We start from the raw sequence: 22,348 nt of genomic DNA, 5'->3' as shown, positions 1-22,348 counted from the left end.
ACCGTAGCACCGGTTCTTGCTATCCAAAAGGCGTCGAGTTACTATCTCCATCATCACGCCAGACGGTGTGGTTACCAGAACACATGGCACCTATTGCCAGATCACGGAGGACAAAATGACCGCCCCACTCTCGATCGACGACATGATGGACCGGTACCCCGGTACCTCGCGCCAGGGCTGGGCCCAAATGCGCTACCGCGGCGACGGCCCCGCGTACTTCAAGGTCGGACGCAGCGTGTTCTACCGCCCGGAAGACGTGGCCGCGTGGGAAGCCGCCGGCGTCCGCAACCGCACCGACGAGGTGCCCGCATGACCGACACCACCGATTACGGGATCCTCGCGGCTGAACTCCGCGCCGTCGCTGCCCGCCTGTTCGCCCACCGCGGCGGATACGAGCTCTACGCGTTCGACGCCGCGCACATTCTCGCCGACGAGCACGGGATCACCGACGCTATCGGCCTCGACGACAACGAGACCGTGCGTACCGTCCTGCGGTCCTGCGCGTACTTCTTCACCGACGACGAGGACGACGAAGACACCCCGGCTACGTCCGCTGCGGACGCCCCTGACCTCCCGACGATGGTCGTCGCCCTCCACGCCCGCATGACCGACATGGAGAACACTCTCGCCGTGCTGTTGAACCGAACGGCCCAGGTTCACGGCTCTACGGCGTTCCTCGCGGCCCTGGCGCCCCGTGTCGCCGACGAGAACGCGGTCACCGCCGCGCTCGACACGGCCCGCGTGTTCTCGATGGAGGAACACGAGCGCCTGCTCGACGCCCTCGGCGCCCTCGACGACGGGGAGGCGTGACATGCCGCTTGACGCGAAGATTCTCGACCCGATCGGGTGGCACCGTCGCTGGCTCGAGGTCCGCGACCGGGCCGCGGTGATCCTCCGCCCCGGCTACATGCTCGACGCTGACGCGGTGGTGTTCGACATGTTCGATCTGGGCGTGAACACCCTCGTCGGCTGCGGACTCGACGTGTGCGTGATCGACGACTCTATCCGCCGGAACGCCACCTACCCCGGCGGTGACCATGTCTGACGGGACGTACTGCCGCCGCGGCCACCTCGTCGCCGGCAACAACCGCAACGCCACGGGCGCCTGCAGCGCCTGCCACAACGCGTGGGGCTACCTCGCCTACTACGGCCCGCCGGACCCGGACGCCCTGCGCCGTACCGCTGACGCCTACGCCGCTCACTACCTATTCGACGGGCCCCACCCGGCCCGAACCAAGGAGAACTAACCATGACCTCGACAAAGCAAACCGCCGCCGTGAGTGCAATCACGACGACGGGTAACGAGCTGCTTGCAACGGCCTGCTCGACCAATGACCCTACCCCGTCCGCCCGCGTGTGTCTGCAGCCCGGTTCCGTCGGCTGGTGGGTGCTGTCCGTGGACGGGCGCCCCGCCGTGAAGTTCCACGACCCGGTTCACGCCGCTCTGACGCTCCGTGATGTGGTGGATGACCTCCGCGACGGCTTCACCTTCTGGAAGGAGCACGACGACGGGCGTTATACCCGCGTGTCTGGCGTGTATCTCAACGCTGTCGCCGAGGGGAACCTGCCCGCGGCCCGTCTCGCCGCTACCGCGCCGGACTCCCGCGGGTTCACCGTCTGCAAGGGGTGGTGACCGTGTTCATCCTCGCTCTGCTCGCCTGCTGGCCCGTGTGGCTGCTCATCGGCGTCCTGGCCTACATCGAAGCCCGTCCCCGTCCGCGCACCTGAAACATGCGAAAACCCCGGCGTGCGTTAATCCGCCGGGGCCTGGTCGCTCAACTGCCTTCTCAACTAGAGGCGGCGCCCACATTACCCCGTCCCCACACCTCTATGACAGCCGAACTACTGGAAGGAAAACCCGTGAGCATAGAAGCCTATGCGTGGGTGACGCATGACGCTCCGCCGCCGGGGCTCGCCGCCCGTGCGGTGCTGTACGCCCTAGCCGACTACGCGGGGCATGACGGACGGGGTGCTTACCCCTCGTCAAAGACTCTCGCCGTGAAGGCGGCGATGGACGCGAGCAACGTCCGGCGGTGTCTCCGGGAACTGGAAGCCGGCGGGTGGATCCGGCGGGGTAACCCGGCTGTCGTGGCTCACCTGCCGAAGGGACAGCGACCGACTGTGTGGGAGCTGAATCTAGCCCTCCGCGATCCTGACCGCTCCGTCACTGTGACGGACACCCCCGGTCATGGTGACACCCCTGTCACCACGACCCCGGTCACTGTGACAGGCGACCCCGGTCATGGTGACCCGCGGACCCCGGTCACTGTGACAGGCGACCCCGGTCATGGTGACCCACAAACCGTCATTGAACCGTCAGTAGAACCGTCATTGAACCGAACCCCCTGTAGTCCCCCGCCGGGGGACGCGACCGCCGGTGGTCACGACGGCTCGGGCGCCGCGGCGGATCCGGCACCCGCTCGGAAGCCTGCCGGGTACTCGGAAGCGTTCGAGCGGTGGTGGTCCGACTACCCACGCAAGGACGCGAAGAAGGACGCCTACCGCGCGTGGACTAAAGCCGTGAAGACGATCACCGCCGACGAGCTCCACGCCCGCCTGCTCGACCGACTGCCCGAACTCAACGCCCGTGAGCCCCGATACCGGCCCATGCCGGCGACATGGCTCAACGGCGGGCGCTACGACGACCCTGTGAAATCACCCGAACCTGACCGTGCCGACTCCCCCGACACGGATACCGGTTTCGCCGGCGCCCACCGCCGCCTGCTCGCGAAACTCAACGGCGACACTGCCCCATCCCCTTCCCACATCGACTGTGAACGCCTCGACATCGAACCGAAGGAGATCAACTCATGGCACTAGCCACTGCCGAAGCACTCGACATTGCCGCCCGGATCCTCGACACCGGTAAGGCAATCGTCCCTGACCGTTTCCCCGCCACCCGCGGGGAAGCCGGGGAACGGACCCTAGCCGCGTGGGCTGACGTGTTCGCTGACGCCGGCGCGAATTACCCACCCGAAGTATGGGCGCCCGCCGTGCGCTCGTGGGCTGCACGCTCCGTAGGCGAACGCATGGTGGCCCCGCGGGAAATCCTGAACGCCGCTCGTGAAGTTGTCGCGGTCTGGGAGGGTGACCCTGAAAAGGCGGCGTTCCTCGACCGTCACCGGAACGCGTATCTAAGCCGTCGGGAAGCCGCCGGGGCACTCCCGGTAGGCACAACGCCTGTAAACCCGCCGGACGCCCGCACGGCGGCTATCTCGGCACATCAGGGCAACGGACGGGCACGCGCCCGCGCCTTCATGGACGAACTCGCCACCCGGAACCTGGCCGCGCTCGACGACCCGGACGCCACCCCACACGACCGCGCACGCGCCCGGAAACGCGCCGAAGAACGCGCACAACGCCGCGCCGCCCGCGACGCCCGAACCACCCGCAACCACCCCCAAATCGGCGCCTAGGAGGCCACCATGACCAACCGCCCGAACCCCCAATCTCTGGCGTATCAGATCGACGGGCACTCACCCCACCGCGCCCGGTTCACCGTCAGGCTCGCCAGTCGCGGGAAGGGCCGAGCCAAGGGCGTACGGGTGGACTTCGGGCCCCTCCGCGTCACGCTCCGCAAGGGGCAGGCCTACGCCCTCGCTAACGCTCTCGTGGACGCCCTCGAACGCCCCAGGGCCGACAACTGACCCCCTCAACCCTGCTACGCTGTTTCGCTAACCGGTTTCGCCGCTAACCCCCCTGGGGTGGCCGCGGATCCTGCAGCCGCTACGGACTGCCGCCCCGCCCTGCGGGGTCGCAAGCCCCCGCCGCTACGCGAAACAGAATCAACCATTTACAGAAGGATCAACATCATGCGACGCATGAACTGGTCCGGTGATCTTCGCGTACGCGCAGTAGGGGCCTCCGACGGCCTCTCTGACGGCGAGTTCACCGGCTACGCCTCCGTCTTCGGAAACATCGACTCCTACGGTGATGTGGTCGCCCCCGGCGCCTTCACCGACACCCTGGCCGAGCTGAAAGCCTCCGGGCGGGTCCTCCCCGTCCTGTACGGCCACGACTTCACGGATCCCACCTCGAACATCGGCGAGGTGCTGGACGCCACCGAGGACGATCACGGGCTCCTGGTCCGCTGCCGTCTCGACATGGACGACGAGAAGGCCGCGAAGGTCTACCGACTCATGAAGGGGCGACGCGTCAACGAAATGTCGTTCGCTTTCGACGTGCTCGACGCTGAACCCGGCGAGGTCAACGGAACCCCCGTGAACCTGCTCACCCGCGTGAAGCTCTACGAGGTCTCCGTCGTCCCGATCGGCGCGAACCCCAAGGCCAGCGTCCTCTCCGTGAAGGCCGACGACGACACCACCGGCGACACCACCGGCGACCCGGACGACGACAACCCGGACGACGGGCCCAGCGCCGCTGACGTTCTCGAGGACGTGCAGGCCTATGTCGGCTCCCTGCTCGACTCACTCGACGCCGCCGCGGAAGGCGCCACCTCCGCCGCCGAAAAGGGCGCCGCCCTCGAACACCGGAAGGCTGCGACCACCGCCGCCGCCCCGGTCCTCGCACTACTCAAGGCCCGTAGCGGATCCGCCGCCGGACGCCTCACCGAACACGACATGAAGGACGTGAACCGAACAATGGACACCCTGCACACCAAGGCCGGCAACTGGAAGGCTGACCTCGACCGCACCCGCCGCCAGGTCGCCGAAGGCCAGGCCGTCTACGCCGCCCTCGGAATCGGCGGCAACAACGGCGGAACCTACCGCAAGGACGCCAACGGCACCGCCCACCGCGTAGACGGCCACGGCAACGGCGACCGCCCGGCACGCCTCGCCGTCACCCCGTCTGCCCTCCGCTCCGCTATCACCCCCGCCGTCCGCGCCCTCGCCGCCGGCGGCATGAAGGCCGAGGCCACGGTCTCCATCATCGACGAGAACCCGCCGGTTCCGCTGACCGCGCTGACCACCGTGGAGCCCGAGCGCGTCTTCGGTCTCCTCGGCAACGTCCAGCTCGTCACCGTCACCGGCGGGGAGGCCTTCACCTACCTGCGCCAGGCCACCCGCGACCTGAACGCCGCCGTCGTCCCGATCGGCACCGAGAAGCCCACCTCGAACATCACCATGGAGACCGTCAACGACACGCTCGACCGCGTGGCCCACATCTCCGGCGCCGTCGATGTGTACACCATGCAGGACAGCGCGGAAGCCCGAACCCTGCTGACGAATGAACTCCGCTACGGCGTCTACCTCGCCGTCGAGCAGCAGTTCACCACCGCCGTCATGAACGCATCCGGTGCCGTCGTCAACGCCTACACCGGCGGCGTCCTCGACACCCTCCGCCACTCACTCACCGCCCTGCACAACCAGGAGCTCGAGCCCGGCCTCGTCATCGTCAACCCCGACACCTGGGAGCAGATCGAACTGTCCCGCGCCGACGGCTCCGGCCAGTTCGTCTTCGGCTCCACGCCCGTGAACCCCGTCGATCGGACCCTGTACGGCGTCCCGGTCGTCGTCTCCACCAGCGTCCCCGCGGGGAAGGCAATCACCACCGCGACCGACGCCGTGGCACTCGCCACTGACGGCATGGTCGCCATGGCCTCCGACACCTCCGGCGACCTCTTCACCCACAACCAGATGAAGATCCGCGCCGAGGGCCGCTTCAAGCCCGTCATCCGCCGCCCCCAGGGCCTGGTCCTCTCGGACCTCGCCGCGCCCGCCGGCGACTAGCCCCCGGCCCTCTCCGGGGTAGGGGGGTCGAAATCACTACGATCCCCGATCACGGACACCTTCGGGGGGGTGTTCTGTCCTCTCTCCCCACGGGCGACGGGCCCCCTATCGCGCCCGCGCGGGGGCTCGGCGGGCCCCTGCTCGACCGTCACGGGCGGCGTGCCCGGCGGTGCGGGCGGTGGCGTCCTCCGGGTGCTCGGTGGGGCGGGGGAGTGGTGCCCACATTTTGCCCACACTCTCCGATCACTCGGGGGTATTCCGGGCAACTGACGAGGGCACTAAACCCCTGGTCGTGATCGGTGGGCCCTCCTGTACTGCAGGCCTGGCCGGGTTCAATTCCCGGCGGCTCCACGATCAAGACCCCCTGACCTGATGGTCAGGGGGTCTTTCTCTGTCTGTGTGGGGGGCGAAGGGAGTCAGGCGAAGCCGGGGTTCATGCCGCGACCGAAGCCGCGGAAGCCTCCGAATCCCCCGAATCCCCCGAATCCCCCGGAGCCTTCGTGGCCACGACCGTCACAGTCGTCCCGGAGTCCACGGTGCCCATGTCCGACCCGGGACTCGCGGGTCTCGCGGTACTCCCGGAACTCCGCCTCGTGAGGTCGACCGTGGCCATGTCGACCTCGACGGGGGACGTCCTCGGGGACGCAGTCCGGCCCACCGTGGGGACCTCCGTGAGGGCCGCCGTGGGGCCCGCCGTGAGGCGCACCGTGGGGCCCACTGTGGGGGTGCGGCCCGCCGTGCGGACCTGGTCCGAACCCGGGTCCGAACCCGGGGCCGAACCCGGGGCCGCGACCGAACTCCCGGCCCGCCTCGCGGAAGTGCCTGGCGCGCTCGCCGATCTCCGGGTACTTCTCCTCCAGAGCGTCGGTCACCTTGGTGGTCAGCGCGCACCACGTCTCCCGCTCCTCATCGGTGAGCACATCGAAGGGATCCTCTCCGGTGGACGCGTCGATCTCGGACGCTGCCTCACGGCCGGCGTCAGTGAGCTCGATGAGGAAAGACCGGCGGTCGTTCTCGTCGCGCTCCCGGGTGACCAGGCCCGCAGTCTCCAGCTTGACGATCAGTTCGCTGAGAGACTGGGGGCGGACGCCGAGCATGAAGGCGAGGTTCTTCTGGGGGAGCGGGGACTGCAGCGCGAGGATGCCGAGCACCCGGCCCTGGCCGGAGCGGATCTCCCCACGGAAACCGCCGCGACCGCCGCGTCCGCGGAGCCCCTCGTGTTCCCCCCGGGGGCTGTCGCCGCGGCGTTGCTCCCGGTCGGCGGCACGCATGAGCACGAACAGGCGGGCGGCGAGCTCGGCGGTGTTCTCTCCGGTGCTTCCGGTGGTGTTGTCGTTGTTGATGTCAGTCATGAGCTCTCCTTGAGTTGTGTAGGTACCTGACCATCACCATGATACGCAGGTACCTGACAATATCAACAGGTACCTGACTAATTGTCGGCCTGTGCAGGTCGGCACAGATACATCGATGCCCGCGTCCTCTCCGGAAGAAGGAGATGACGCGGGCGTCGGACAGGTGCAGCGTCAGCTGCGGAGAGCAGTACCCGGGGAGGGGAGAACTACATGTGCGGCTTGATCAGGTCGGCGATGAGCTGGCTTCCCTTGTCCGAGGGGTGGAAGAGGAAGTTGTAGTTCGGGGTGGTGGTGTCCACCACGCCGGCCACGTACCGCTCAACGTCCGGGGTGGAGCAGGTGTCGTGGCCGGCCGAGGCGGCACGGACATCGACGAAAGCCGCGCCGATCTCACGGGCGGCGTCGCGCTGGGTGGCCTGCAGCCACCGCTCCACATCGCCGAGCACCGGCACCGGAATGCCCAGCGGAAACTCGGGGATGACGTTGAGCGGGCAGACCATGCTGTTGCCGCTGATCTGCAGCATGCCCGGCATCACGATATTCGCGTTCGGGGCGTAGCTGCGGATCTTGTTCGCGATGGTGTGCATGTCCCGGATGTAGGTGGAGCGCACCACACCCGGGTCGAGGAAGTTGTTTCCGTCGTGGAAGTAGCCCCACGGGCCGTAGTTGTTCATGCCCACGGCGACCGCCACGGTGCCGGTACCGGCGTTGAGTGCGCCGGCCTTGCGGGCGGCCTCGATGCGGTTGATCACGTCACCGGTGGTGTGGCCGTTGCAGGACCAGTCGTTGAGTGCGCGACCGGTCTGGGCCGCCAGCTTCCGCGGCCAGTTGTTCGGGGACTGCACGCAGCCGCCGGTGCGGGGGTAGTTGTCGTCCGGGGCAAGGCCGTAGGTCACCCAGAAGTCCGGGTTGGAGGCGTAGGAGTCACCGAAGACGGTCAGCGAACCCGGGTTCGCCTCGGCGGCCGGAGTGTCGTTGCCGGACACTGCCAGGCCTCCGGCGATCAGGGCCGCCGCGGAGACGGTGGCGGCCACCGTCCCGGCGATCCGCCGCCGGAGACGGGAAGCAGGCTTGTCGGTCTTGTGGCGCGCGTGCATGGATGCCTTTCTCTAAACGTCAGTACAACTGTCATACCATCGCACATTCGCAGGGAAAAGTTACCTCCGTTGATGAAAACCCTGGCCGGCAGCTATGTGGTGGGGGAGGAAAGGTGTCGCCGACATCACCCCTGCACGTTGTCGTCACCGGTTGTGGAGAGACCCCTCACCCCATAGATTCATCACTTATGCGCCTTTTCCCGAACCGCGGTCGTGCGACCGCAGCGACCGCAGTGACCACAGCTGCTGCCGCAACTGCCGTCCTCGCCGCCGGTGTCAGCCTGCTGACCGCCCCCACCGCCGGAGCGTTCAGCGTCTCGCTCGGCCCGGTCGCCACCCCGGTCCTCCCGCGGTGCGAGCCGAGCATCGTCATCATCGTCCCCGGCGGCGGCAACTCCGTGGACGGCACCCCGGAGAACCTCCCGGTCGGCGGCTACACCGCGGACATGGGTGCACGGGTCGACCAGATCGGCCGCTCCACCAGCCGCACGGTCTCCTACAACTCCGGCGCTTTCGTCGCCCGCGACTACCTCGATGCCGCCGCGGACGCCACCAACCAGACCCGTGACCTCGTCCGACGCACCGCCGCCGAGTGCCCGGGCGCGAAGATCAGTCTCTACGGCTACTCCCTCGGCGCGGATGCCGCGGCCCATGTCGCCGCCGAGATCGGCCGGGGCAACGGCCCGGTCTCCGCGGAGCGTTTCGGCTCCGGCGTCTTCCAGGCCAACCCCTACCGGGGCGCGGCAACCGCCCAGGGTGGGACGGCCACCCCCGGCACCGGCATCCTCGGCGACCTCTCCGACAGCTACGGCTCAGTGAGCGACCGGATCATGGACGTCTGCGACCGTGGTGACTTCACCTGCGACTCCGACACCTGGACAGGCGAGGTCCGTGCCAACCGTGAGGCCTTCCTCGGCGTCTCCGCCCGCGAGGGCTACCAGGGACTGACCACTATCCCGGGTGATCAGCGCAGGTCCCTTGCCTTCGAGACGCTGATCGGCGTCCTCCCCGGAACCTGGCTGCACACCAACAGCTATTCCGCGACCGGCAGTTTCTCCCGCGGTGAGGGCTTCCTCCGCGGCCACATGGGCTGACCGTCGCGACTGTCGCCGCGCAGCAGCCACAGCGACACCGCTCCGGCGATGAGGACGACCAGCGCGCCCTGCCACGTGTACCAGGTCGCTCCCCAGGCACCCTTGCCCATCATGACCCAGTAGGTGAGGTTGAAGTAGAAGGTCGTGCTGACATACGGCAGCATGACCAGCGCCACGGCCGCTGCTCCGATAAGGACGCCGACCTGGGGCACCCACCACCCCCCGACACCGGCGCGCGCGGCCGTCTTCTCGGTGGCCCGGACCGCGAGGTCGATCAGGCACAGTGCCAGCGGCACCAGCCAGACCCAGTGGTGGTGCCAGGAGAAGGGGGAGATCAGGCAGGCGGTGATCCCGCCCAGCGCCATGACCAGGGCGTCGTTGCCGCGACGGGTGGCGGCGATGACCGCCACCGTCGCCGCCGCGAGGATGACCACCGCCAGCACCAGCCACAGCAGGGTCGCGCCGGTGCCCTCGTGACCGATCCAGCGCACCGCCGTCGACTTCAGGGACTGGGCACCCGGGTTGTCGAGGGCACCGATGCGGGAGTCGTCGAAGAGGGCGGAGGTCCAGAACTTCGTGGCGTCCGGCACCATGACCAGGCCGATGACCACGGTGGCCAGGAAAGTGCCGGTGGCGACTGCGGCGTCCCGGAAGCGACGTTGCAGCAGCATCACCCCGATGAAGATCGCGGGGGTGAGTTTCAGTCCGGCGGCCAGACCGACGCCGATGCCGCTCAACTGGTCCCGGCGTCGCAGGAAGTCCAGGGAGACCAGCAGCATGAGGACCAGGTTGATCTGCCCGTAGAAGAAGCTTTCCCGGACCGGAGCCAGGGACATCGCACCCCAGGCCGCGAGGACGCCGAGGGCCGCGGTGCCGGCGTCCGGTCGCCAGCCGCGCTGCACGAGTACCCCGATGGTGACGGCGACGAGGCATCCGGCACAGACCATCGCCCAGAGGATCGCCGCGTCCTGAGGGGGGAACAGCGGCAGGACGCGGAACACGGCGGCGGAGAAGGGCGGGTAGGTGAACGGCAGGGGGCCCCAGAGTCCGCCCTCGTAGACGCCCTGGCCGTTGCTCAGGTGCTCACCGGCGGTGTAGTAGACCATGAAATCCGGGGAGAGCCGGAAGAGGTTGAGTCCACGTTCCCCGAAGATGAAGGGGTTGGTGTCCCGTTTGAGGACGATGAGCGCCAGGACGAGGAGAATCACCCAGAGTGCTGCACGGGGGCGACGGGCGGACGGTGGCGAGGTCGGCGCGACGGGCTGAGGGGCGCCGTCCGGTGTTTCGGTCAGGGACATATCTCCCACAATTACCAGTGCGCTGCAGTGTATCCGGTGAGGCGGCACCGGCGGGGGTGAACACTCACAGGTTCGGTTCACTCCGCCGACATACCCGCGTCAGTTCACACGTTGCCCGTTCTCCGCCTCGTGCTCGGCCCAGGCGTCGTCGCGCAGTGCGTTCTTGCGGACCTTACCGGTGGAGGTGCGGGGGAGTTCATCGATGACGCGGTAGTCGCGGGGCACCTTGTACCCGGCGATCTGGCCGCGGCAGTGGTCGATGACGGACTGTTCGACCTTCGCCGCGGCGTCCCCGGAGATGTCTGTCCCGGGGGTGAGGACGACATAGGCGCGCAGCCGCTCGCCCCACTTCTCGTCGGGGACACCGATGACCGCGACATCGTCGACCGCCGGGTGGCTGATCACGGCCTGCTCGACCTCGATGGTGGAGATGTTCTCACCGCCGGAGATGACGACGTCCTTGGCCCGGTCGAGGATCTGGATGTAGCCGTCGGGATGCTTCACCGCGAGGTCCCCGGAGTGGAACCAGCCGCCGACGAAGGCCTCCGCCGTGGCGTCCGGATTGTGGAAGTACTCCTTCATGACGCCGTTGCCGCCGAGCACGATCTCACCCATGGTCACCCCGTCGGCGGGGACGTCGATGAGGACGGTGTCCGCCGGGGCTCCGGCAGGGACCGCCTCGACGACGCGGGCGTCCGCGTTGGTGATCATGGGGACGCCCTGGCGGGCCTTGAGTTTCGCCCGGCCGGCGACGGGCAGGTCAGTCCAGTCAGGCTGCGGTTCGCAGACGGTGTAGGGGCCGTAGCTCTCGGTGAGGCCGTAGACGTGGGTGACGACGATGCCGAGGTTCTCGCAGGCCTCGATGACCGTCGGGCTCGGCGGGGCGCCGGCGGTGACGACGGACAGTCCCTCGGCCTGATGCGCGGCGTCCGCTCCGACGAGTGTGGAGAGTACCGCCGGGGCGCCGCACATGGCGGTTACGCCCTCGGTGTCGATGAGGTCCCACATCTCGGGTCCCCGCACAGCACGCAGCGCGACCTGGGTGGCGGAGACCGCCATGGCCGCCCAGCCCGTGCACCAGCCGGAGCAGTGGAACATCGGCAGGGTCCACAGGTAGACCGTGTCGCGGGTGAAGTCCTGGGTGGTGACCTCGCCGAGGGCGTTGAGGTAGGCGCCGCGGTGGGTGTAGACCACGCCCTTGGGTCGCCCCGTGGTGCCGGAGGTGTAGTTGATGGCGATGGCGGCGTCCTCGTCATCGACGGTGAAGGGGAAGGTCGTGTCGTCGTCCGCGTCCTCCTCATGATGGACACCCTCATCGAGGAACTCGTCCCAGGTGGTCACGGTGCCGGCGTCCGGGTGCTTCGGCTGCGGCTGGGATCCGTCGGCGTTGTGGATGAGCACGAAGGTGTCGACCAGTCCGGCGGAGCCGAGAGTGCGACGCGAGTTGAGGATGAGGTCCTGCTCACCGAAGAGGATGTGGATGTCGGAGTGGTCGCAGATGTAGCGGACCTCGGCAGGGGCGAGGCGGGTGTTGATCGCCACGAGGACGCCGCCGGCCAGGGGGACGGCGAACTGGGCGAGCAGGGCCTCGTAGCTGTTGGACGCCAGCATGCCGACCCGGTCACCCTCGCGCACTCCGCGGCGGCGCAGTGCACGGGCCATGAGCACGGCGTCCGCCCGCATGGTGGCGAAGGTGATGCGGCGAGGTCCGTCGATGCAGGCGGTCTTGCCGGGGTGCACCTGGGCCGAGCGGTCGAGGAAGCGCAACGGGGTGAGGGAGGACTGTGCTGAACGTGCCACGGGGATGATCTCCTTGTCGGGACGAAAGGTGTGGTGTGTGCCACTCTAGCGGTGCAGGGGTTGTGGGGAGCGGGGTTGTGTGGGTGGCGTGGTCAGTTGTCGGGCGACCGGGCTGCATTCAGGGCCGCCGACCCCTGTGCCACGGCGAGCAGGCGCTGCAGGAACTGCGAGTATCCGAATGCGCCCCGGGCGACGAAGAGCGCGAGGCGGTCACGGGTGAGATTGTGCGGCGGTGGCAGTTCCATCTCGAACTGTGCGACCTGGTCCGCGGCGCGGGCGTAGACAAGTGCGGTCTCCATGTCCGGGGCGAGACCCCACCAGGCCATGCGGTCCAGTTCAATGTCGAGTGCGGCCGTCGCATCCTCCGCGCCCGGATTCCATTCCATGGTGGTGACGATGTCGGACGCGGTGACGGGGGATCCATGGGTTCCGGTCGGGGTTGCGGGTGATGTCGTGGATGTCGCCGGGCCCGCCGCAGTCGGCAGGCCGAGCACCGTCGACTGCACGACGCCCATGAGCTGTGCCGGGGGCATCTCGGGATCACGTACGGCGTCCACCACAGACACTGTCCTCGCCACTGTCGCCGCTGTTCTCGCGGCCTGTCTGATCGTCATCCGCTTCAGTTTCTTCCTCCACCTCCACCTCGTGCGCCGCGATCTCAGTCCGGTGCGCAACACCGTCAGTGACCTCGGTACGGGCCGGTCCCGCCGGGAGTTCACCGTCATGGGAGCGCTCACTGCCGTGGCGTATGTCCTCGTCCTCCTGGCCTGCCAGGGTCAGGGGACAGGCCCGGGCGTCCAGCTCGTCATCCTCGCTGCCGCCATCGCCGACATGATCGTCATGCTCGGCTTCCCGACCGATCTCACCGGTACCGGACGGACCCGGTCAGGTCGCATCCACCTGATTCTCGCCGTCGTGCAGTTCACCGGCATCTTCGTGGCGACGGTGAACCTCGATTTCACCCCGGTGCTGCCGGCGGGCCTGCAGGAGGCGATGCGGTGGGCGGTGCGCGTCAGTTTCCACGTCTTTGTCGCCGCCCTGATCCTTCCGAAGCTCCGCCGCCGCTGGCCCGGTCTCGCCGAGCGGGTCTTCCTCGTGGTCACGCCGCTGTGGTTCCTCGTGGTCGCGGTAGCGCTGGGCGTCGCCTGATCCGCAGTGGCGGACTCAAATGTAGGACATTTGGCACTATCGCGTAGGATGGCGGCCATGCCCAGGATCGAACCAGTACAGACCAGGTCGGAACAGGTCGCTGACCAGCTCCGTGACCGGATCGCCGCCGGGGAGTTCCCCGTCGGGTCCCTCATCCCGACCGAGAAGGACCTGGCCGAAGAGACCGGCGTGAGCCGCAACAGTGTCCGTGAAGCCGTCCGCGCACTCGTCCACGCCGGGATGCTCGCCTCCCGCGCCGGCTACGGCACCTATGTCACGGACACCAGCGATCTCGCTCCCACGCTCGCCCGGCACATCGACCGCGACCGGGAGCAGGACGTCGCCGAAGTCCGTGTGATCCTGGAACGTGAGGGCGCCCGGCTCGCGGCACTGCGTGCGACCCCAGAGCAGATCGACGCGCTGCGATCTGCTCTGGCCGTCCGCTCTGACGCTCTCGCCGACGGGGACGAGGATGCCTTCACCGCCGCCGACATCGACTTCCACCGCATGCTCATGGCGGCCTCGGGCAATGCTCTGCTCGCCGAGCTCTACCGGGGAGTCGGTGGAAACGAACTCGCCCTGCACAACGTCGGGATGTCCCGGGAGACCGCCGAGATGACCGCGGCCCATGAGGCGGTCGTCACCGAGGTCGCGGCCCACGACCCGGGTGCCGCCGCCGCTGCCGCCGACCACCTCATCGCACTGGTGGAGGCCCTGTCGTGACTGCCGACACGACGGTTCCGACCATCCGCCGCCACGCGCCCACCACCCTGATCATCGCCGGCATCCTGCTCGTCGCCGGGAACCTCCGCGCCGCCCTCACCACTGTCGGTCCGGTCCTCAACAACCTCCGTGACGACCTGGGACTCTCATCCTCCGCTGCGTCCTTCCTGGTCAGCCTTCCGCTGTTGGCGTTCGCCGTGGTATCCCCGTTCGTGCCGCGGGTCGCACTCCGACTGGGCCTGGAGCGCACCATCGCCGCGGCACTGGGTGTCCTCGCCGTCGGACTCGTTGTCCGCTCCACCCCGCCGACCGTGCTGCTGTGGGTCGGCACGCTGCTCATCGGTGTTGCGATCGCGGTGCTCAACGTGGTGCTGCCCTCCTGGGTGAAGCGCGACTTCCCGACGAAGATCGGCCAGGTCACCGGCGCCTATTCCGCGGCGCAGTCCGGATTCGCCGCCGTGGCCTCCGGTGTTGCGGTGCCGGTCGCCGGACTCTCCGGGCTGGGCTGGCGGCTCCCGGCCGCCATGTGGGCTGGGATGGCCCTGATCGCGGTCGGCGTCCTGCTGCCGCTGATGTGGCGGGAGGCTGGAGAGACGACGGAGGAGGCCACGGACGCTCCTGGCCTCGTGCCGACGGACACCGGGCACGCTGTCCATCCCGGTCCTCCGCTGTGGCGCTCCCTGCTGGCCTGGCAGGTCGCCGCGTTCATGGGCCTGCAGTCCACCAACTACTACGTGCTCATCACCTGGCTTCCCTCGATCGAACAGGACGCCGGCATCAGCGACACCACTGCCGGCCTGCACCTTGTGCTGTTCAGCATCTTCGGCATCGGCGGCAGTCTCGGCTGCTCGGCACTGCTGGCCCGGCTGCGCAACCAGCAGGTGCTCGGTGCATGCATCGCGCTGGTCCTGGTGGTAGCGAACCTGGGGATCATGCTCGCGCCGGGTGCCACGGTGGTGTGGGCGTGTGTCGCCGGTATCGGTGGCGGATCTTCGATAGTCTTCGCCCTGTCGCTGTTCGGGATGCGCGCCCGGTCACACCGGACCGCAGCATCCCTGTCCGGTATGGCGCAGAGCCTCGGCTACATCCTCGCGGCGGTGGGACCGGTCGCCGTCGGTGCCCTGCACGATGCGACCGGATCGTGGACGCCGCCGATGGCCGTCCTGCTCGTGCTGTCCGGATGCCTGGTGGTGGCGGGTCTTCTCGCCGGACGTGACCGGACAGTCGACTGAGCTGCCTGCGGAGGTCGGTTCGTCTCATCGGAGGACGCCGCCTGGCCTGTCCCGCCACGGGTTCACACACGGGTCGCTTCAGTACGGACCACACCCCCCTCCATCCCGGCGGCACAGTCGTCTCCACCGTGACCACGGTCCCGTCGGCGTCCCCTGTCGGACTCGGTAAGGCGCTGCTGCGGGCGCGGCGGCTCGTCGGCCCGGTCCGGCGGGCTGGCGGCGGTGGAGGCGTTCAGCAGGGTCGCCTCAGGCGTGCATTACGTCCACGACGCGCTGTCCGGGCTGGCACTGGGACTCGTGGTCACCACCGCGACGGTGCTTGTGCTCGTGCCGCGGCTGACCCCGGTTGTCGCCCGGCGGATGCCGGGACTGCTCACTCCGCCCGGCCGTCAGTTGTAGTCGTAGAAGCCCTTGCCGGACTTGTGGCCCAGCTCCCCGACGGCGACCTTGTCGCGCAGGATCTGCGGCGGGGTGAAGCGGTCACCCAGCTCCTCCGAGAGGTATTCGGCGATACCGAGGCGGACGTCCAGCCCGACGATGTCTGTGAGCGCGAGCGGGCCCACCGGGTGCTTGTAGCCCAGCGTCATCGCGTTGTCGATGTCCTCGGCAGAGGCGACACCCTCCTCGACCATGCGCATCGCCTCGAGTCCGAGGGCGAGTCCCAGTCGGGAGGACGCGAACCCGGGCCGGTTCTTCACCACGACCGGGGTCTTGCCCAGCGCGGTGACCCACTGCGGGGCCAGCTCACGCAGTTCCCTGGCGGAGGCGTCCGCGATGATGACCTCGATGAGTTTCGATGCGGGCACCGGGTTGAAGAAGTGCAGACCGCAGATCCGCTCCGGGTGTCCGGTGACCTCACCGACAGCCTGGGCGAGGTCGTCGACGGCGGCGATGACCGGCATGGCGAGCGTGGCGATGCGGTCGATGATCCGGGAGCTGATGCCGGCCAGTGCGTTCGCCCGGCGCCGATCGCGCAGCTGGGTGATGTCCGCGCCGGAAGCGAAGATTCCCTTGGGACTGTTGCGTCCCTCGACCTCGCAACCGGTGATGACGAGGACGCGGGGATCGTCTTCCAGCTCGTCACAGACGGCGTGCAGGTCATCGACCATGGCCTTGTCGACGGCGTTGCGGATCTCGGGGCGGTTGAGACGGACGAGCGTGTGGGTATCGGTGGTCTCGACAGTCAGGGTGGAGAAGGTCATCCCTGAAGTATGGTTCAGTTCCATTCCTTTTCACATCCTTTCGAGGGGAATAGCGCGGGCGAGGTCTCCCCGAGGGGGGTTGCCGCTGACGGTTTCCTGTCAACTGTGCTCACAGGACCCGCATGTCTGGTGGTTGACGTGTCCCGGGGGATAGGGTGGACGCTGGTACAGCAGTGCTGACCGGGCACATGCATTCGAAGAAAGAGCAGGATTCAGGTGAGCCAGAAGATCAAGGCCCCGAACGAGAAGAGCAACGGCTTCCTCTGGGGACTCGTGGCGATCGTCGTGATCGCCGTCGTCGTCATCGCCGTGGTGGTCATCCAGGGCCGCGACAGCAAGTCCGGCAATGAGGGGCTCGCCCCGGCTGAGAACGTCAACTTCTCCGTCGGTGTCGAAGACGGCAACATCGTGCTCGCCTCCGACGCTGTCGCAGATGATGCACCGGTCGCAGACCTCTACGAGGACTACAGCTGCCACTTCTGTTCTGACCTGGTCACTGCTGACCACGAGTCCCTGAAGGCCGCCCTCAACGACGGCAAGATCACCATGCGCTACAACACGGTGAACTTCCTGGACGGCGGCGAGGGCGGACATTCGACCGTCGCGGGTGCAGTGGCCATGGCCATCGCAGACTCCGGCAACGCCGAGGCGTTCTGGGCGTTCCACGACTGGGCCTTCATGAACCGCACGGACATCTCCGGTTATGACTACGGTGATTTCGCGGACGCTGCCGAGAACCTCGGCGTGGACGAAGACACTGTCGCCTCCATCCGTGACGAGTCCGTCGGCGACAAGTACCAGTCGGTACTGGAGTCCAACATGGACAGGCTGAAGGAGAAGGAAGGCGATGACACGGGCACTCCCTCCCTGTACGTCGACGGAGAGAAGTTCCAGCTCCAGAAGGATCCGGAGATGGACACCCAGACCCAGATGGCAGACTGGGTCCCCGATGTCGTGAAGTAACCGACGCCGGTCCAGGCACGCAGGCTGACGGCCCCTTCCCCGCTGACCGGGGGAGGGGCCGTCAGTCTGTCGTCAGGGGGTCTGGCCGGGAGTGACACGTTCAGGTGGCGTTCAGCGGGGCGTCCGTAGCATGACGGACAACAGCATTCACCCACTCAGATCACCGGAGGTAACCCCCATGAACAGCCGATACATCCGCACCACCCTCGCGGCGCTGACCGCATCCGTCCTCAGCGTCGGCGCGCTCGCCGCCTGCGGCGACGATTCGGATGACGCAAAATCGACCGTCACCGTGACCCAGTCGGCCCCCGCGGACAACGCCTCGGGGTCGGACTCTACCGCCGCCACGACCACCTCGCAGTCCGACGGCACCGGCAGCTCGGATACTGCGGGCAGCACAGGCGGCACCGATTCGACCGGCTCCTCCGTGGACGCCGCCGGCGCCCTCGAGGCCGCACTGGACGCGAAGCCGGGCTCCTACGCCGTGGAAGTCGACGAGGAGGACGGTCGCGCCTGGGAGATCACACTCGTCGCCGACGGCAAGGGTGTGGAGGTGACCGTCGACAATGCCACCGGTGAGGTCACCGGCGAGCAGTCGACTGACCTGGACGCCGAGCAGCGCGAGGCACCCTCCGTCACCGCCGCCGAGGCCGTCGACGCCGCGCTCGCCGAGAAGCCCGGCACCCTGGACTCCCTCGACCTGGACCAGGACAACGGGACCATCGTGTGGGATGCGACCGTCATCGACGGCACCCGGGAGTGGGACATCGTCATCGACGCGTCCTCCGGAGACATCCTGCGCGCGAACCAGGACGACTGATACGACAGAACCCCCGGTCGGAATCTCCTCCGACCGGGGGTTCCCGATTCTGTGGAGCTAAGGGGACTCGAACCCCTGACCCCCACACTGCCAGTGTGGTGCGCTACCAGCTGCGCCATAGCCCCGTAACGATGGCCCGTGAAGACCGCGTTGCGAACGTGGGATAAGGTACAACACCCCGTGGTGTCCTGCCAAATGAGCAGGTCAGAAAGTGAGAGACTGATCGTCATGCGGATTCTGGTGGTGGACGATGAGGTGCGGCTCGCCGACGGCGTGCGACGCGGTCTTGAGGCTGAGGGCATGGTCGTCGACGTCGCCAACGACGGGGAGACCGGCCTGGCCATGGCCTCCGACGCCGACTATGACGCCATCGTCCTCGACGTGATGATGCCCGGCATGAACGGCTGCCGCGTCTGCGAGGCGCTGCGCGAGGACGGCAACTGGACCCCGGTCCTCTTCCTCACCGCCAAGGACGGCGAATGGGACGAGGTCGAGGGGCTCGACACCGGTGGCGACGACTGGCTCACCAAGCCCTTCTCCTACCCGGTCCTCGTCGCCCGGCTGCGGGCGATGGTCCGCCGCGGCACCCGCGGACGCCCTGAGATCCTCACCGCCGGAGACCTACGGCTCGACCCGGCTGCCCGTCAGGCCTTCCGCGGAGACACCGAGATCCCGCTGACCGCCCGGGAACTCGCCGTGCTCGACTTCCTGCTGCGCCACGCCGGCGAGGTCGTCACCAAACAGGAGGTGCTCGCCAATGTCTGGGGCGGCTCCTTCGACGGGGACACCAATATCGTCGAGGTCTACATCGGCCATCTGCGGGCCAAGGTCGACCGGCCTTTCGGTCGTGCCGCGATCGGAACCGTCCGTGGCGCCGGCTACCGACTCGACCGGAACGGAGGCTGACATGGGCAGGCTTCTCCGGGGAATCCGTCCGATGCGCTCGATCCGTGCCCGCGTCACCGCCGGAGCGACACTCTTCGTCGCCGTCATCCTCATTGTCGCCGCGGTCATCGCGGTGCCGGTGCTCGGCCGGGTACTCACCGACTCGGTCGCCGAATCCGTGGACCAGGATCTGGACTCCCTGGAATCGCAGCTGGAGGCGGCCCCCGACCGGGCGGAGGCGGTGGTCGCCGGGATCGACGATGATCTGCTCGTCCGGCTGCAGACCCGGGACGGGACGGAGGTCGTCAACGACGAGGACGCGGCAGAACTGGCCGGCACCGACGGGGAGGACGCCACGACCGTCACCGTCGACGACGAGTCCTGGCTCGCCGCGACGGAGGACACGGACGCCGGGACGCTGACCGTCGCCCGTCCGATGGAGCATGTCGATGACACGGTCTCGGCGACGACGGTGCTGCTGGTCGTGGCTGTGCCGCTGATGGTTGTCCTCGTCGGGCTGGTGGTGTGGGTCGTCACCGGTCGCGCCCTGCGTCCGGTGGAGCGGCTGCGTCGGCAGGTCGACAGCATCGGGGCTTCGGACCTGTCCCGTCGGGTGGATGCCGGCGATGACGAACTCGGTGCCCTGGCCGCGACGATGAACCGGATGCTCGGCCGGCTGGAACAGTCCCAGGCGGTGCAGCACCGCTTCGTCAGTGACGCCTCCCATGAACTGCGCTCGCCCCTGGCGACGATGCGGCAGTACGCTGAACTCGCCGTCGCCCACCCCGAGGCGGTCAGCACCGGCGAACTCGGCGAGGTCGTCGTCGCCGAAGGGGAGCGGATGCAGGACCTTGTCGAGGGGCTGCTGCTGCTCGCCCGGCTCGATGAGGGGCAGCGTCCTCCCACCGCCCCGGTGGACCTCGATGACCTGGTCCTGCGGGACGCCGACCGGCTGCGTCGGTCGGGTGGCGGGACGGGTGCCGCCGTGGAGGTCGACACCTCCGGCGTCGGACCGGGGCGTGTCGAGGGCAATGACCGACTGCTGGCCCGGGTGGTCCGCAACCTCGTCGATAACGCCGCCCGACATGCGGAAGGACGCATCACACTGCGGGTGCGCAGTGAATCGAGCGAGCGGGGTCAGCGGGTGCAGTTCACTGTCGCGGACGACGGTGCGGGTGTGCCGCCGGAGGACCGGGAGAGGATCTTCGACCGCTTCACCAGACTGGATGAGGGGCGTGCCCGGGATGCCGGTGGCAGTGGACTGGGGTTGGCCATCGTCCGGGACGTGGTGGAGGCGCACGGCGGCACGGTGTCGGTCAGTACCGGTGACGGTGCAGGCGCGGTGTTCACCGTGGACCTTCCGGCGGATCCGGGCGAATAGACTGAAACCGCGTTCAATCGCTGCTAGTTTTGGTGAGGTAATCGTCAGAGTCGACAGGAGACCCCGTGAGCAGCACCGCGCAGCCAGACAAGTTGACCGTCCAGACCACCGAAGGGCCGGTCACCGGCGTGAGCCAGGGCGCGACCACCGCCTGGAACGGCGTCCCCTATGCGACGCCACCGGTCGGCGAACTCCGGTTCCGTCGGCCGCAGCCGGCCGCCCACCGGGATGAGCCGCTGGAGACCACCACCTGGGGTCCGTCGCCGATGCAGCCCCCGGCGCCGGAGACCATGGGAGGGGTCGGGGACCACGGCGTCACCGACGAGGACTGCCTGACTCTCAACATCGTCCGACCGGCCGGGGACGCGACTGACCTGCCGGTGATGGTGTGGATCTACGGCGGTGCGTTCACTGTCGGTGCGTCCCGCAACTACGACGGACGCCACCTCGCCGCCCGTGGCGACGTGGTCGTCGTCACCGTGAACTACCGGGTGGGACCCTGGGGGTTCCTCGACCTGTCCTCGCTGTCCACGCCGGAGCACACCCTCGAGTCGAACACCGGACTCCACGACCAGATCGCCGCACTGCGGTGGGTGCGGGACAATATCTCGGCCTTCGGTGGCGATCCGACGAATATCACCCTGTTCGGGGAATCCGCCGGCGGCTCCTCGGTCCTGTCACTGATGTGCATGCCGGAGGCTGACGGGCTGTTCCACCGCGTCATCGCGCAGTCCCCGGCGGTGGCAGGTACGCCTGCCTCCGTCCATGCGAAGGACGCCGCCCACCTCGCGCAGATCGTCACCGGGGGCACCGGGGGCACCGGGGACGCCGGGAGTTCTGACCCTGCCGCCGCCGCTGCCGCCCTCCACGACATGTCGGCCGAGGTGCTGCTCGCCGCGTCCCTCCGGTTGGCTGCGGAGACCGGGGCGACGGACCCGGGCCGGCTCATCTACGGTCCGACCGTGGACGGGGAGTCTCTGCCGGCGGCCCTGCTGGCGGCGTTCGCCACCGGGCGGCAGGCGCAGGTCCCCCTTGTCATCGGGACGAACGCCTCAGAAGGGCTGTCCTTCCTGCTCTCCGCCCAGGCCACCGGCAGCGAGATCCTGCCTGTCCTGCCGGACACCATGCGGGCGACCCTGGGGGAGTCCGCTGCCGCCGACGCCGTGTTCGCCGCGTACCCGGGTTTCCCGGAACCGGAGGCCTCGGCGCAGGCCGGCGGGGACATGGTCTTCTGGTACCCGGCCACTGTCGTCGGGGACGCCCATGCGACGGTCGCTCCGACCTGGTTCTACCGCTTCGACCACGTGTCCCCGGATCCGCGGTTCGGTGCGCTCGGTGCGTCCCACGGTGCCGAGGTACCTGTCGTCTTCGGTCGGATGGGTGCGGTGCTGCAGAGCGAGGGTGCGTCCGCGGACGACCCGGATGTGGTCTTCACCGGGCAGGTCATGGACCGCTGGCTGGCATTCGCCCGGACCGGTGAGCCGGGGGAGGGGTGGCCCGGGTACTCGACGGACCTCCGCCGCGTCCTCGTGCTCGACGGGGCCGCTGACGGCGGCTGTGCCGTGGAGGCTGACCCGCAGGCCGGGCGACGGGAGGCGTGGGCCGCGCTGTACAACTGAGTGCAGGTGCCCTGCATGACAGAACCCCCGGTCGGAATCTCTT

Annotated in this window: 25 protein-coding genes, 1 tRNA gene and 1 pseudogene; 20 read left to right on the top strand and 7 right to left on the bottom strand. The window is 68.4% G+C overall.

Annotation, left to right across the window (positions count from 1 at the left end; translation table 11 throughout):
- Nucleotides 1-115: 115 nt before the first annotated feature.
- The 10 genes and pseudogenes from CVA01_RS11985 to CVA01_RS11945 all read left to right on the top strand — a co-directional run bounded on the left by CVA01_RS11985 (nt 116) and on the right by CVA01_RS11945 (nt 5,690).
- On the top strand, nt 116-313 hold the full coding sequence (locus CVA01_RS11985) for a helix-turn-helix transcriptional regulator (RefSeq protein ID WP_141331003.1): 198 nt from the start codon (nt 116-118) through the stop codon (nt 311-313).
- Nucleotides 310-810, top strand: a complete 501-nt coding sequence (locus tag CVA01_RS11980) for a hypothetical protein (RefSeq protein WP_141331001.1) — start codon at nt 310-312, stop codon at nt 808-810. The genes CVA01_RS11985 and CVA01_RS11980 overlap by 4 nt, the downstream gene beginning before the upstream one ends.
- A gap of 1 nt (nt 811) precedes the next feature.
- Nucleotides 812-1,045, top strand: a complete 234-nt coding sequence (locus tag CVA01_RS11975) for a hypothetical protein (protein WP_141330998.1) — start codon at nt 812-814, stop codon at nt 1,043-1,045.
- Complete coding sequence (locus CVA01_RS11970) at nt 1,038-1,247, top strand: hypothetical protein (protein ID WP_141330996.1); 210 nt, start codon at nt 1,038-1,040, stop codon at nt 1,245-1,247. Before CVA01_RS11975 ends, CVA01_RS11970 begins: the two co-directional genes overlap by 8 nt.
- A 2-nt stretch (nt 1,248-1,249) precedes the next feature.
- Nucleotides 1,250-1,633, top strand: coding sequence for a hypothetical protein (locus tag CVA01_RS11965; RefSeq protein WP_141330993.1), 384 nt, complete (start codon nt 1,250-1,252; stop codon nt 1,631-1,633).
- A gap of 98 nt (nt 1,634-1,731) precedes the next feature.
- A pseudogene (locus CVA01_RS15600) lies at nt 1,732-2,055 on the top strand (helix-turn-helix domain-containing protein); the annotation flags it as partial.
- A gap of 276 nt (nt 2,056-2,331) precedes the next feature.
- Complete coding sequence (locus CVA01_RS15360) at nt 2,332-2,820, top strand: LvrA C-terminal domain-related protein (RefSeq protein ID WP_244938284.1); 489 nt, start codon at nt 2,332-2,334, stop codon at nt 2,818-2,820.
- On the top strand, nt 2,811-3,416 hold the full coding sequence (locus tag CVA01_RS11955; RefSeq protein ID WP_141330988.1) for a hypothetical protein: 606 nt from the start codon (nt 2,811-2,813) through the stop codon (nt 3,414-3,416). The genes CVA01_RS15360 and CVA01_RS11955 overlap by 10 nt, the downstream gene beginning before the upstream one ends.
- A 9-nt stretch (nt 3,417-3,425) precedes the next feature.
- Complete coding sequence (locus CVA01_RS11950) at nt 3,426-3,647, top strand: hypothetical protein (RefSeq protein WP_141330986.1); 222 nt, start codon at nt 3,426-3,428, stop codon at nt 3,645-3,647.
- A 165-nt stretch (nt 3,648-3,812) separates the two neighbouring features.
- Nucleotides 3,813-5,690, top strand: coding sequence for an HK97 family phage prohead protease (locus tag CVA01_RS11945; RefSeq protein ID WP_141330984.1), 1,878 nt, complete (start codon nt 3,813-3,815; stop codon nt 5,688-5,690).
- A 416-nt stretch (nt 5,691-6,106) separates the two neighbouring features.
- Here CVA01_RS11945 and CVA01_RS11940 read toward each other — a convergent pair whose 3' ends face one another.
- Nucleotides 6,107-7,042, bottom strand: a complete 936-nt coding sequence (locus CVA01_RS11940; RefSeq protein WP_141330982.1) for a MarR family winged helix-turn-helix transcriptional regulator — start codon at nt 7,040-7,042, stop codon at nt 6,107-6,109.
- A gap of 206 nt (nt 7,043-7,248) precedes the next feature.
- Complete coding sequence (locus CVA01_RS11935; RefSeq protein WP_141330980.1) at nt 7,249-8,139, bottom strand: GDSL-type esterase/lipase family protein; 891 nt, start codon at nt 8,137-8,139, stop codon at nt 7,249-7,251.
- A gap of 188 nt (nt 8,140-8,327) precedes the next feature.
- Between CVA01_RS11935 and CVA01_RS11930 the strand changes: the two genes are divergently transcribed.
- Nucleotides 8,328-9,233 (top strand): cutinase family protein, encoded by a 906-nt coding sequence (locus tag CVA01_RS11930; protein WP_244938283.1) that lies wholly within the window; start codon nt 8,328-8,330, stop codon nt 9,231-9,233.
- Here the strand turns inward: CVA01_RS11930 and CVA01_RS11925 are convergent.
- The 3 genes from CVA01_RS11925 to CVA01_RS11915 all read right to left on the bottom strand — a co-directional run bounded on the left by CVA01_RS11925 (nt 9,173) and on the right by CVA01_RS11915 (nt 12,864).
- Nucleotides 9,173-10,531: a glycosyltransferase 87 family protein gene (locus CVA01_RS11925; protein ID WP_244938282.1), complete on the bottom strand. Its 1,359-nt coding sequence runs from the start codon at nt 10,529-10,531 to the stop codon at nt 9,173-9,175. The genes CVA01_RS11930 and CVA01_RS11925 overlap by 61 nt on opposite strands.
- A gap of 99 nt (nt 10,532-10,630) precedes the next feature.
- Nucleotides 10,631-12,331 carry an AMP-binding protein gene (locus CVA01_RS11920; RefSeq protein WP_141330974.1) on the bottom strand — a complete coding sequence of 567 codons (1,701 nt, stop codon included), beginning with the start codon at nt 12,329-12,331 and terminating at the stop codon, nt 10,631-10,633.
- A 92-nt stretch (nt 12,332-12,423) separates the two neighbouring features.
- Nucleotides 12,424-12,864, bottom strand: a complete 441-nt coding sequence (locus tag CVA01_RS11915; RefSeq protein WP_170209777.1) for a hypothetical protein — start codon at nt 12,862-12,864, stop codon at nt 12,424-12,426.
- On the opposite strand from CVA01_RS11915, the gene CVA01_RS11910 reads away from it, so the two are divergent.
- The 4 genes from CVA01_RS11910 to CVA01_RS14955 all read left to right on the top strand — a co-directional run bounded on the left by CVA01_RS11910 (nt 12,845) and on the right by CVA01_RS14955 (nt 15,834).
- Nucleotides 12,845-13,480 (top strand): DUF998 domain-containing protein, encoded by a 636-nt coding sequence (locus tag CVA01_RS11910; protein WP_170209776.1) that lies wholly within the window; start codon nt 12,845-12,847, stop codon nt 13,478-13,480. The two genes, CVA01_RS11915 and CVA01_RS11910, sit on opposite strands and share 20 nt — an antisense overlap.
- A 57-nt stretch (nt 13,481-13,537) precedes the next feature.
- Nucleotides 13,538-14,203 carry a FadR/GntR family transcriptional regulator gene (locus tag CVA01_RS11905; RefSeq protein ID WP_073884168.1) on the top strand — a complete coding sequence of 222 codons (666 nt, stop codon included), beginning with the start codon at nt 13,538-13,540 and terminating at the stop codon, nt 14,201-14,203.
- Complete coding sequence (locus tag CVA01_RS11900; protein ID WP_141330970.1) at nt 14,200-15,435, top strand: CynX/NimT family MFS transporter; 1,236 nt, start codon at nt 14,200-14,202, stop codon at nt 15,433-15,435. The genes CVA01_RS11905 and CVA01_RS11900 overlap by 4 nt, the downstream gene beginning before the upstream one ends.
- 252 nt (nt 15,436-15,687) lie before the next feature.
- The gene (locus tag CVA01_RS14955; RefSeq protein ID WP_158307482.1) at nt 15,688-15,834 is read left to right on the top strand and encodes a hypothetical protein; all 147 of its coding nucleotides are present in this window, start codon (nt 15,688-15,690) and stop codon (nt 15,832-15,834) included.
- On the opposite strand, the gene CVA01_RS11895 is transcribed toward CVA01_RS14955, so the two are convergent.
- Nucleotides 15,825-16,637 (bottom strand): 3-hydroxyacyl-CoA dehydrogenase family protein, encoded by an 813-nt coding sequence (locus tag CVA01_RS11895; RefSeq protein ID WP_170209775.1) that lies wholly within the window; start codon nt 16,635-16,637, stop codon nt 15,825-15,827. The two genes, CVA01_RS14955 and CVA01_RS11895, sit on opposite strands and share 10 nt — an antisense overlap.
- 216 nt (nt 16,638-16,853) lie before the next feature.
- Here CVA01_RS11895 and CVA01_RS11890 point away from each other — a divergent pair, with 216 nt between their 5' ends.
- Both CVA01_RS11890 and CVA01_RS11885 read left to right on the top strand, forming a co-directional pair.
- Complete coding sequence (locus tag CVA01_RS11890; protein WP_141330966.1) at nt 16,854-17,600, top strand: DsbA family protein; 747 nt, start codon at nt 16,854-16,856, stop codon at nt 17,598-17,600.
- 178 nt (nt 17,601-17,778) lie between these two features.
- On the top strand, nt 17,779-18,420 hold the full coding sequence (locus CVA01_RS11885; RefSeq protein ID WP_170209774.1) for a PepSY domain-containing protein: 642 nt from the start codon (nt 17,779-17,781) through the stop codon (nt 18,418-18,420).
- A 52-nt stretch (nt 18,421-18,472) separates the two neighbouring features.
- Here CVA01_RS11885 and CVA01_RS11880 read toward each other — a convergent pair.
- Nucleotides 18,473-18,545 (bottom strand) — tRNA-Ala (locus CVA01_RS11880).
- A gap of 103 nt (nt 18,546-18,648) precedes the next feature.
- Here CVA01_RS11880 and CVA01_RS11875 point away from each other — a divergent pair.
- The 3 genes from CVA01_RS11875 to CVA01_RS11865 all read left to right on the top strand — a co-directional run bounded on the left by CVA01_RS11875 (nt 18,649) and on the right by CVA01_RS11865 (nt 22,305).
- The gene (locus CVA01_RS11875) at nt 18,649-19,326 is read left to right on the top strand and encodes a response regulator transcription factor (protein ID WP_141331059.1); all 678 of its coding nucleotides are present in this window, start codon (nt 18,649-18,651) and stop codon (nt 19,324-19,326) included.
- Between the two features lies 1 nt (nt 19,327).
- Nucleotides 19,328-20,686 (top strand): sensor histidine kinase, encoded by a 1,359-nt coding sequence (locus tag CVA01_RS11870; protein ID WP_141330962.1) that lies wholly within the window; start codon nt 19,328-19,330, stop codon nt 20,684-20,686.
- A 65-nt stretch (nt 20,687-20,751) separates the two neighbouring features.
- Nucleotides 20,752-22,305: a carboxylesterase/lipase family protein gene (locus CVA01_RS11865; protein WP_141330960.1), complete on the top strand. Its 1,554-nt coding sequence runs from the start codon at nt 20,752-20,754 to the stop codon at nt 22,303-22,305.
- The last annotated feature ends 43 nt before the right edge of the window (nt 22,306-22,348 follow it).

The sequence above is a fragment of the Corynebacterium variabile genome (genome assembly GCF_006539825.1).
GTDB lineage: Bacteria > Actinomycetota > Actinomycetes > Mycobacteriales > Mycobacteriaceae > Corynebacterium > Corynebacterium variabile.
The sequence above is the reverse complement of the archived record's forward strand: the minus strand, read 5'-3'. Positions and strand labels throughout refer to the sequence as shown.

What these genes read in the sequence shown, in the direction of transcription:
- CVA01_RS11985 (WP_141331003.1), top strand. Translation starts at nt 116, where the DNA reads ATGACCGCCCCACTCTCGATCGACGACATGATGGACCGGTACCCCGGT.
- CVA01_RS11980 (WP_141331001.1), top strand. Translation starts at nt 310, where the DNA reads ATGACCGACACCACCGATTACGGGATCCTCGCGGCTGAACTCCGCGCC.
- CVA01_RS11975 (WP_141330998.1), top strand. Translation starts at nt 812, where the DNA reads ATGCCGCTTGACGCGAAGATTCTCGACCCGATCGGGTGGCACCGTCGC.
- CVA01_RS11970 (WP_141330996.1), top strand. Translation starts at nt 1,038, where the DNA reads ATGTCTGACGGGACGTACTGCCGCCGCGGCCACCTCGTCGCCGGCAAC.
- CVA01_RS11965 (WP_141330993.1), top strand. Translation starts at nt 1,250, where the DNA reads ATGACCTCGACAAAGCAAACCGCCGCCGTGAGTGCAATCACGACGACG.
- CVA01_RS11955 (WP_141330988.1), top strand. Translation starts at nt 2,811, where the DNA reads ATGGCACTAGCCACTGCCGAAGCACTCGACATTGCCGCCCGGATCCTC.
- CVA01_RS11950 (WP_141330986.1), top strand. Translation starts at nt 3,426, where the DNA reads ATGACCAACCGCCCGAACCCCCAATCTCTGGCGTATCAGATCGACGGG.
- CVA01_RS11945 (WP_141330984.1), top strand. Translation starts at nt 3,813, where the DNA reads ATGCGACGCATGAACTGGTCCGGTGATCTTCGCGTACGCGCAGTAGGG.
- CVA01_RS11940 (WP_141330982.1), bottom strand. Translation starts at nt 7,042, where the DNA reads ATGACTGACATCAACAACGACAACACCACCGGAAGCACCGGAGAGAAC.
- CVA01_RS11935 (WP_141330980.1), bottom strand. Translation starts at nt 8,139, where the DNA reads ATGCACGCGCGCCACAAGACCGACAAGCCTGCTTCCCGTCTCCGGCGG.
- CVA01_RS11930 (WP_244938283.1), top strand. Translation starts at nt 8,328, where the DNA reads ATGCGCCTTTTCCCGAACCGCGGTCGTGCGACCGCAGCGACCGCAGTG.
- CVA01_RS11925 (WP_244938282.1), bottom strand. Translation starts at nt 10,531, where the DNA reads ATGTCCCTGACCGAAACACCGGACGGCGCCCCTCAGCCCGTCGCGCCG.
- CVA01_RS11910 (WP_170209776.1), top strand. Translation starts at nt 12,845, where the DNA reads ATGAGCTGTGCCGGGGGCATCTCGGGATCACGTACGGCGTCCACCACA.
- CVA01_RS11915 (WP_170209777.1), bottom strand. Translation starts at nt 12,864, where the DNA reads ATGCCCCCGGCACAGCTCATGGGCGTCGTGCAGTCGACGGTGCTCGGC.
- CVA01_RS11905 (WP_073884168.1), top strand. Translation starts at nt 13,538, where the DNA reads ATGCCCAGGATCGAACCAGTACAGACCAGGTCGGAACAGGTCGCTGAC.
- CVA01_RS11895 (WP_170209775.1), bottom strand. Translation starts at nt 16,637, where the DNA reads ATGACCTTCTCCACCCTGACTGTCGAGACCACCGATACCCACACGCTC.
- CVA01_RS11885 (WP_170209774.1), top strand. Translation starts at nt 17,779, where the DNA reads ATGAACAGCCGATACATCCGCACCACCCTCGCGGCGCTGACCGCATCC.
- CVA01_RS11875 (WP_141331059.1), top strand. Translation starts at nt 18,649, where the DNA reads ATGCGGATTCTGGTGGTGGACGATGAGGTGCGGCTCGCCGACGGCGTG.
- CVA01_RS11870 (WP_141330962.1), top strand. Translation starts at nt 19,328, where the DNA reads ATGGGCAGGCTTCTCCGGGGAATCCGTCCGATGCGCTCGATCCGTGCC.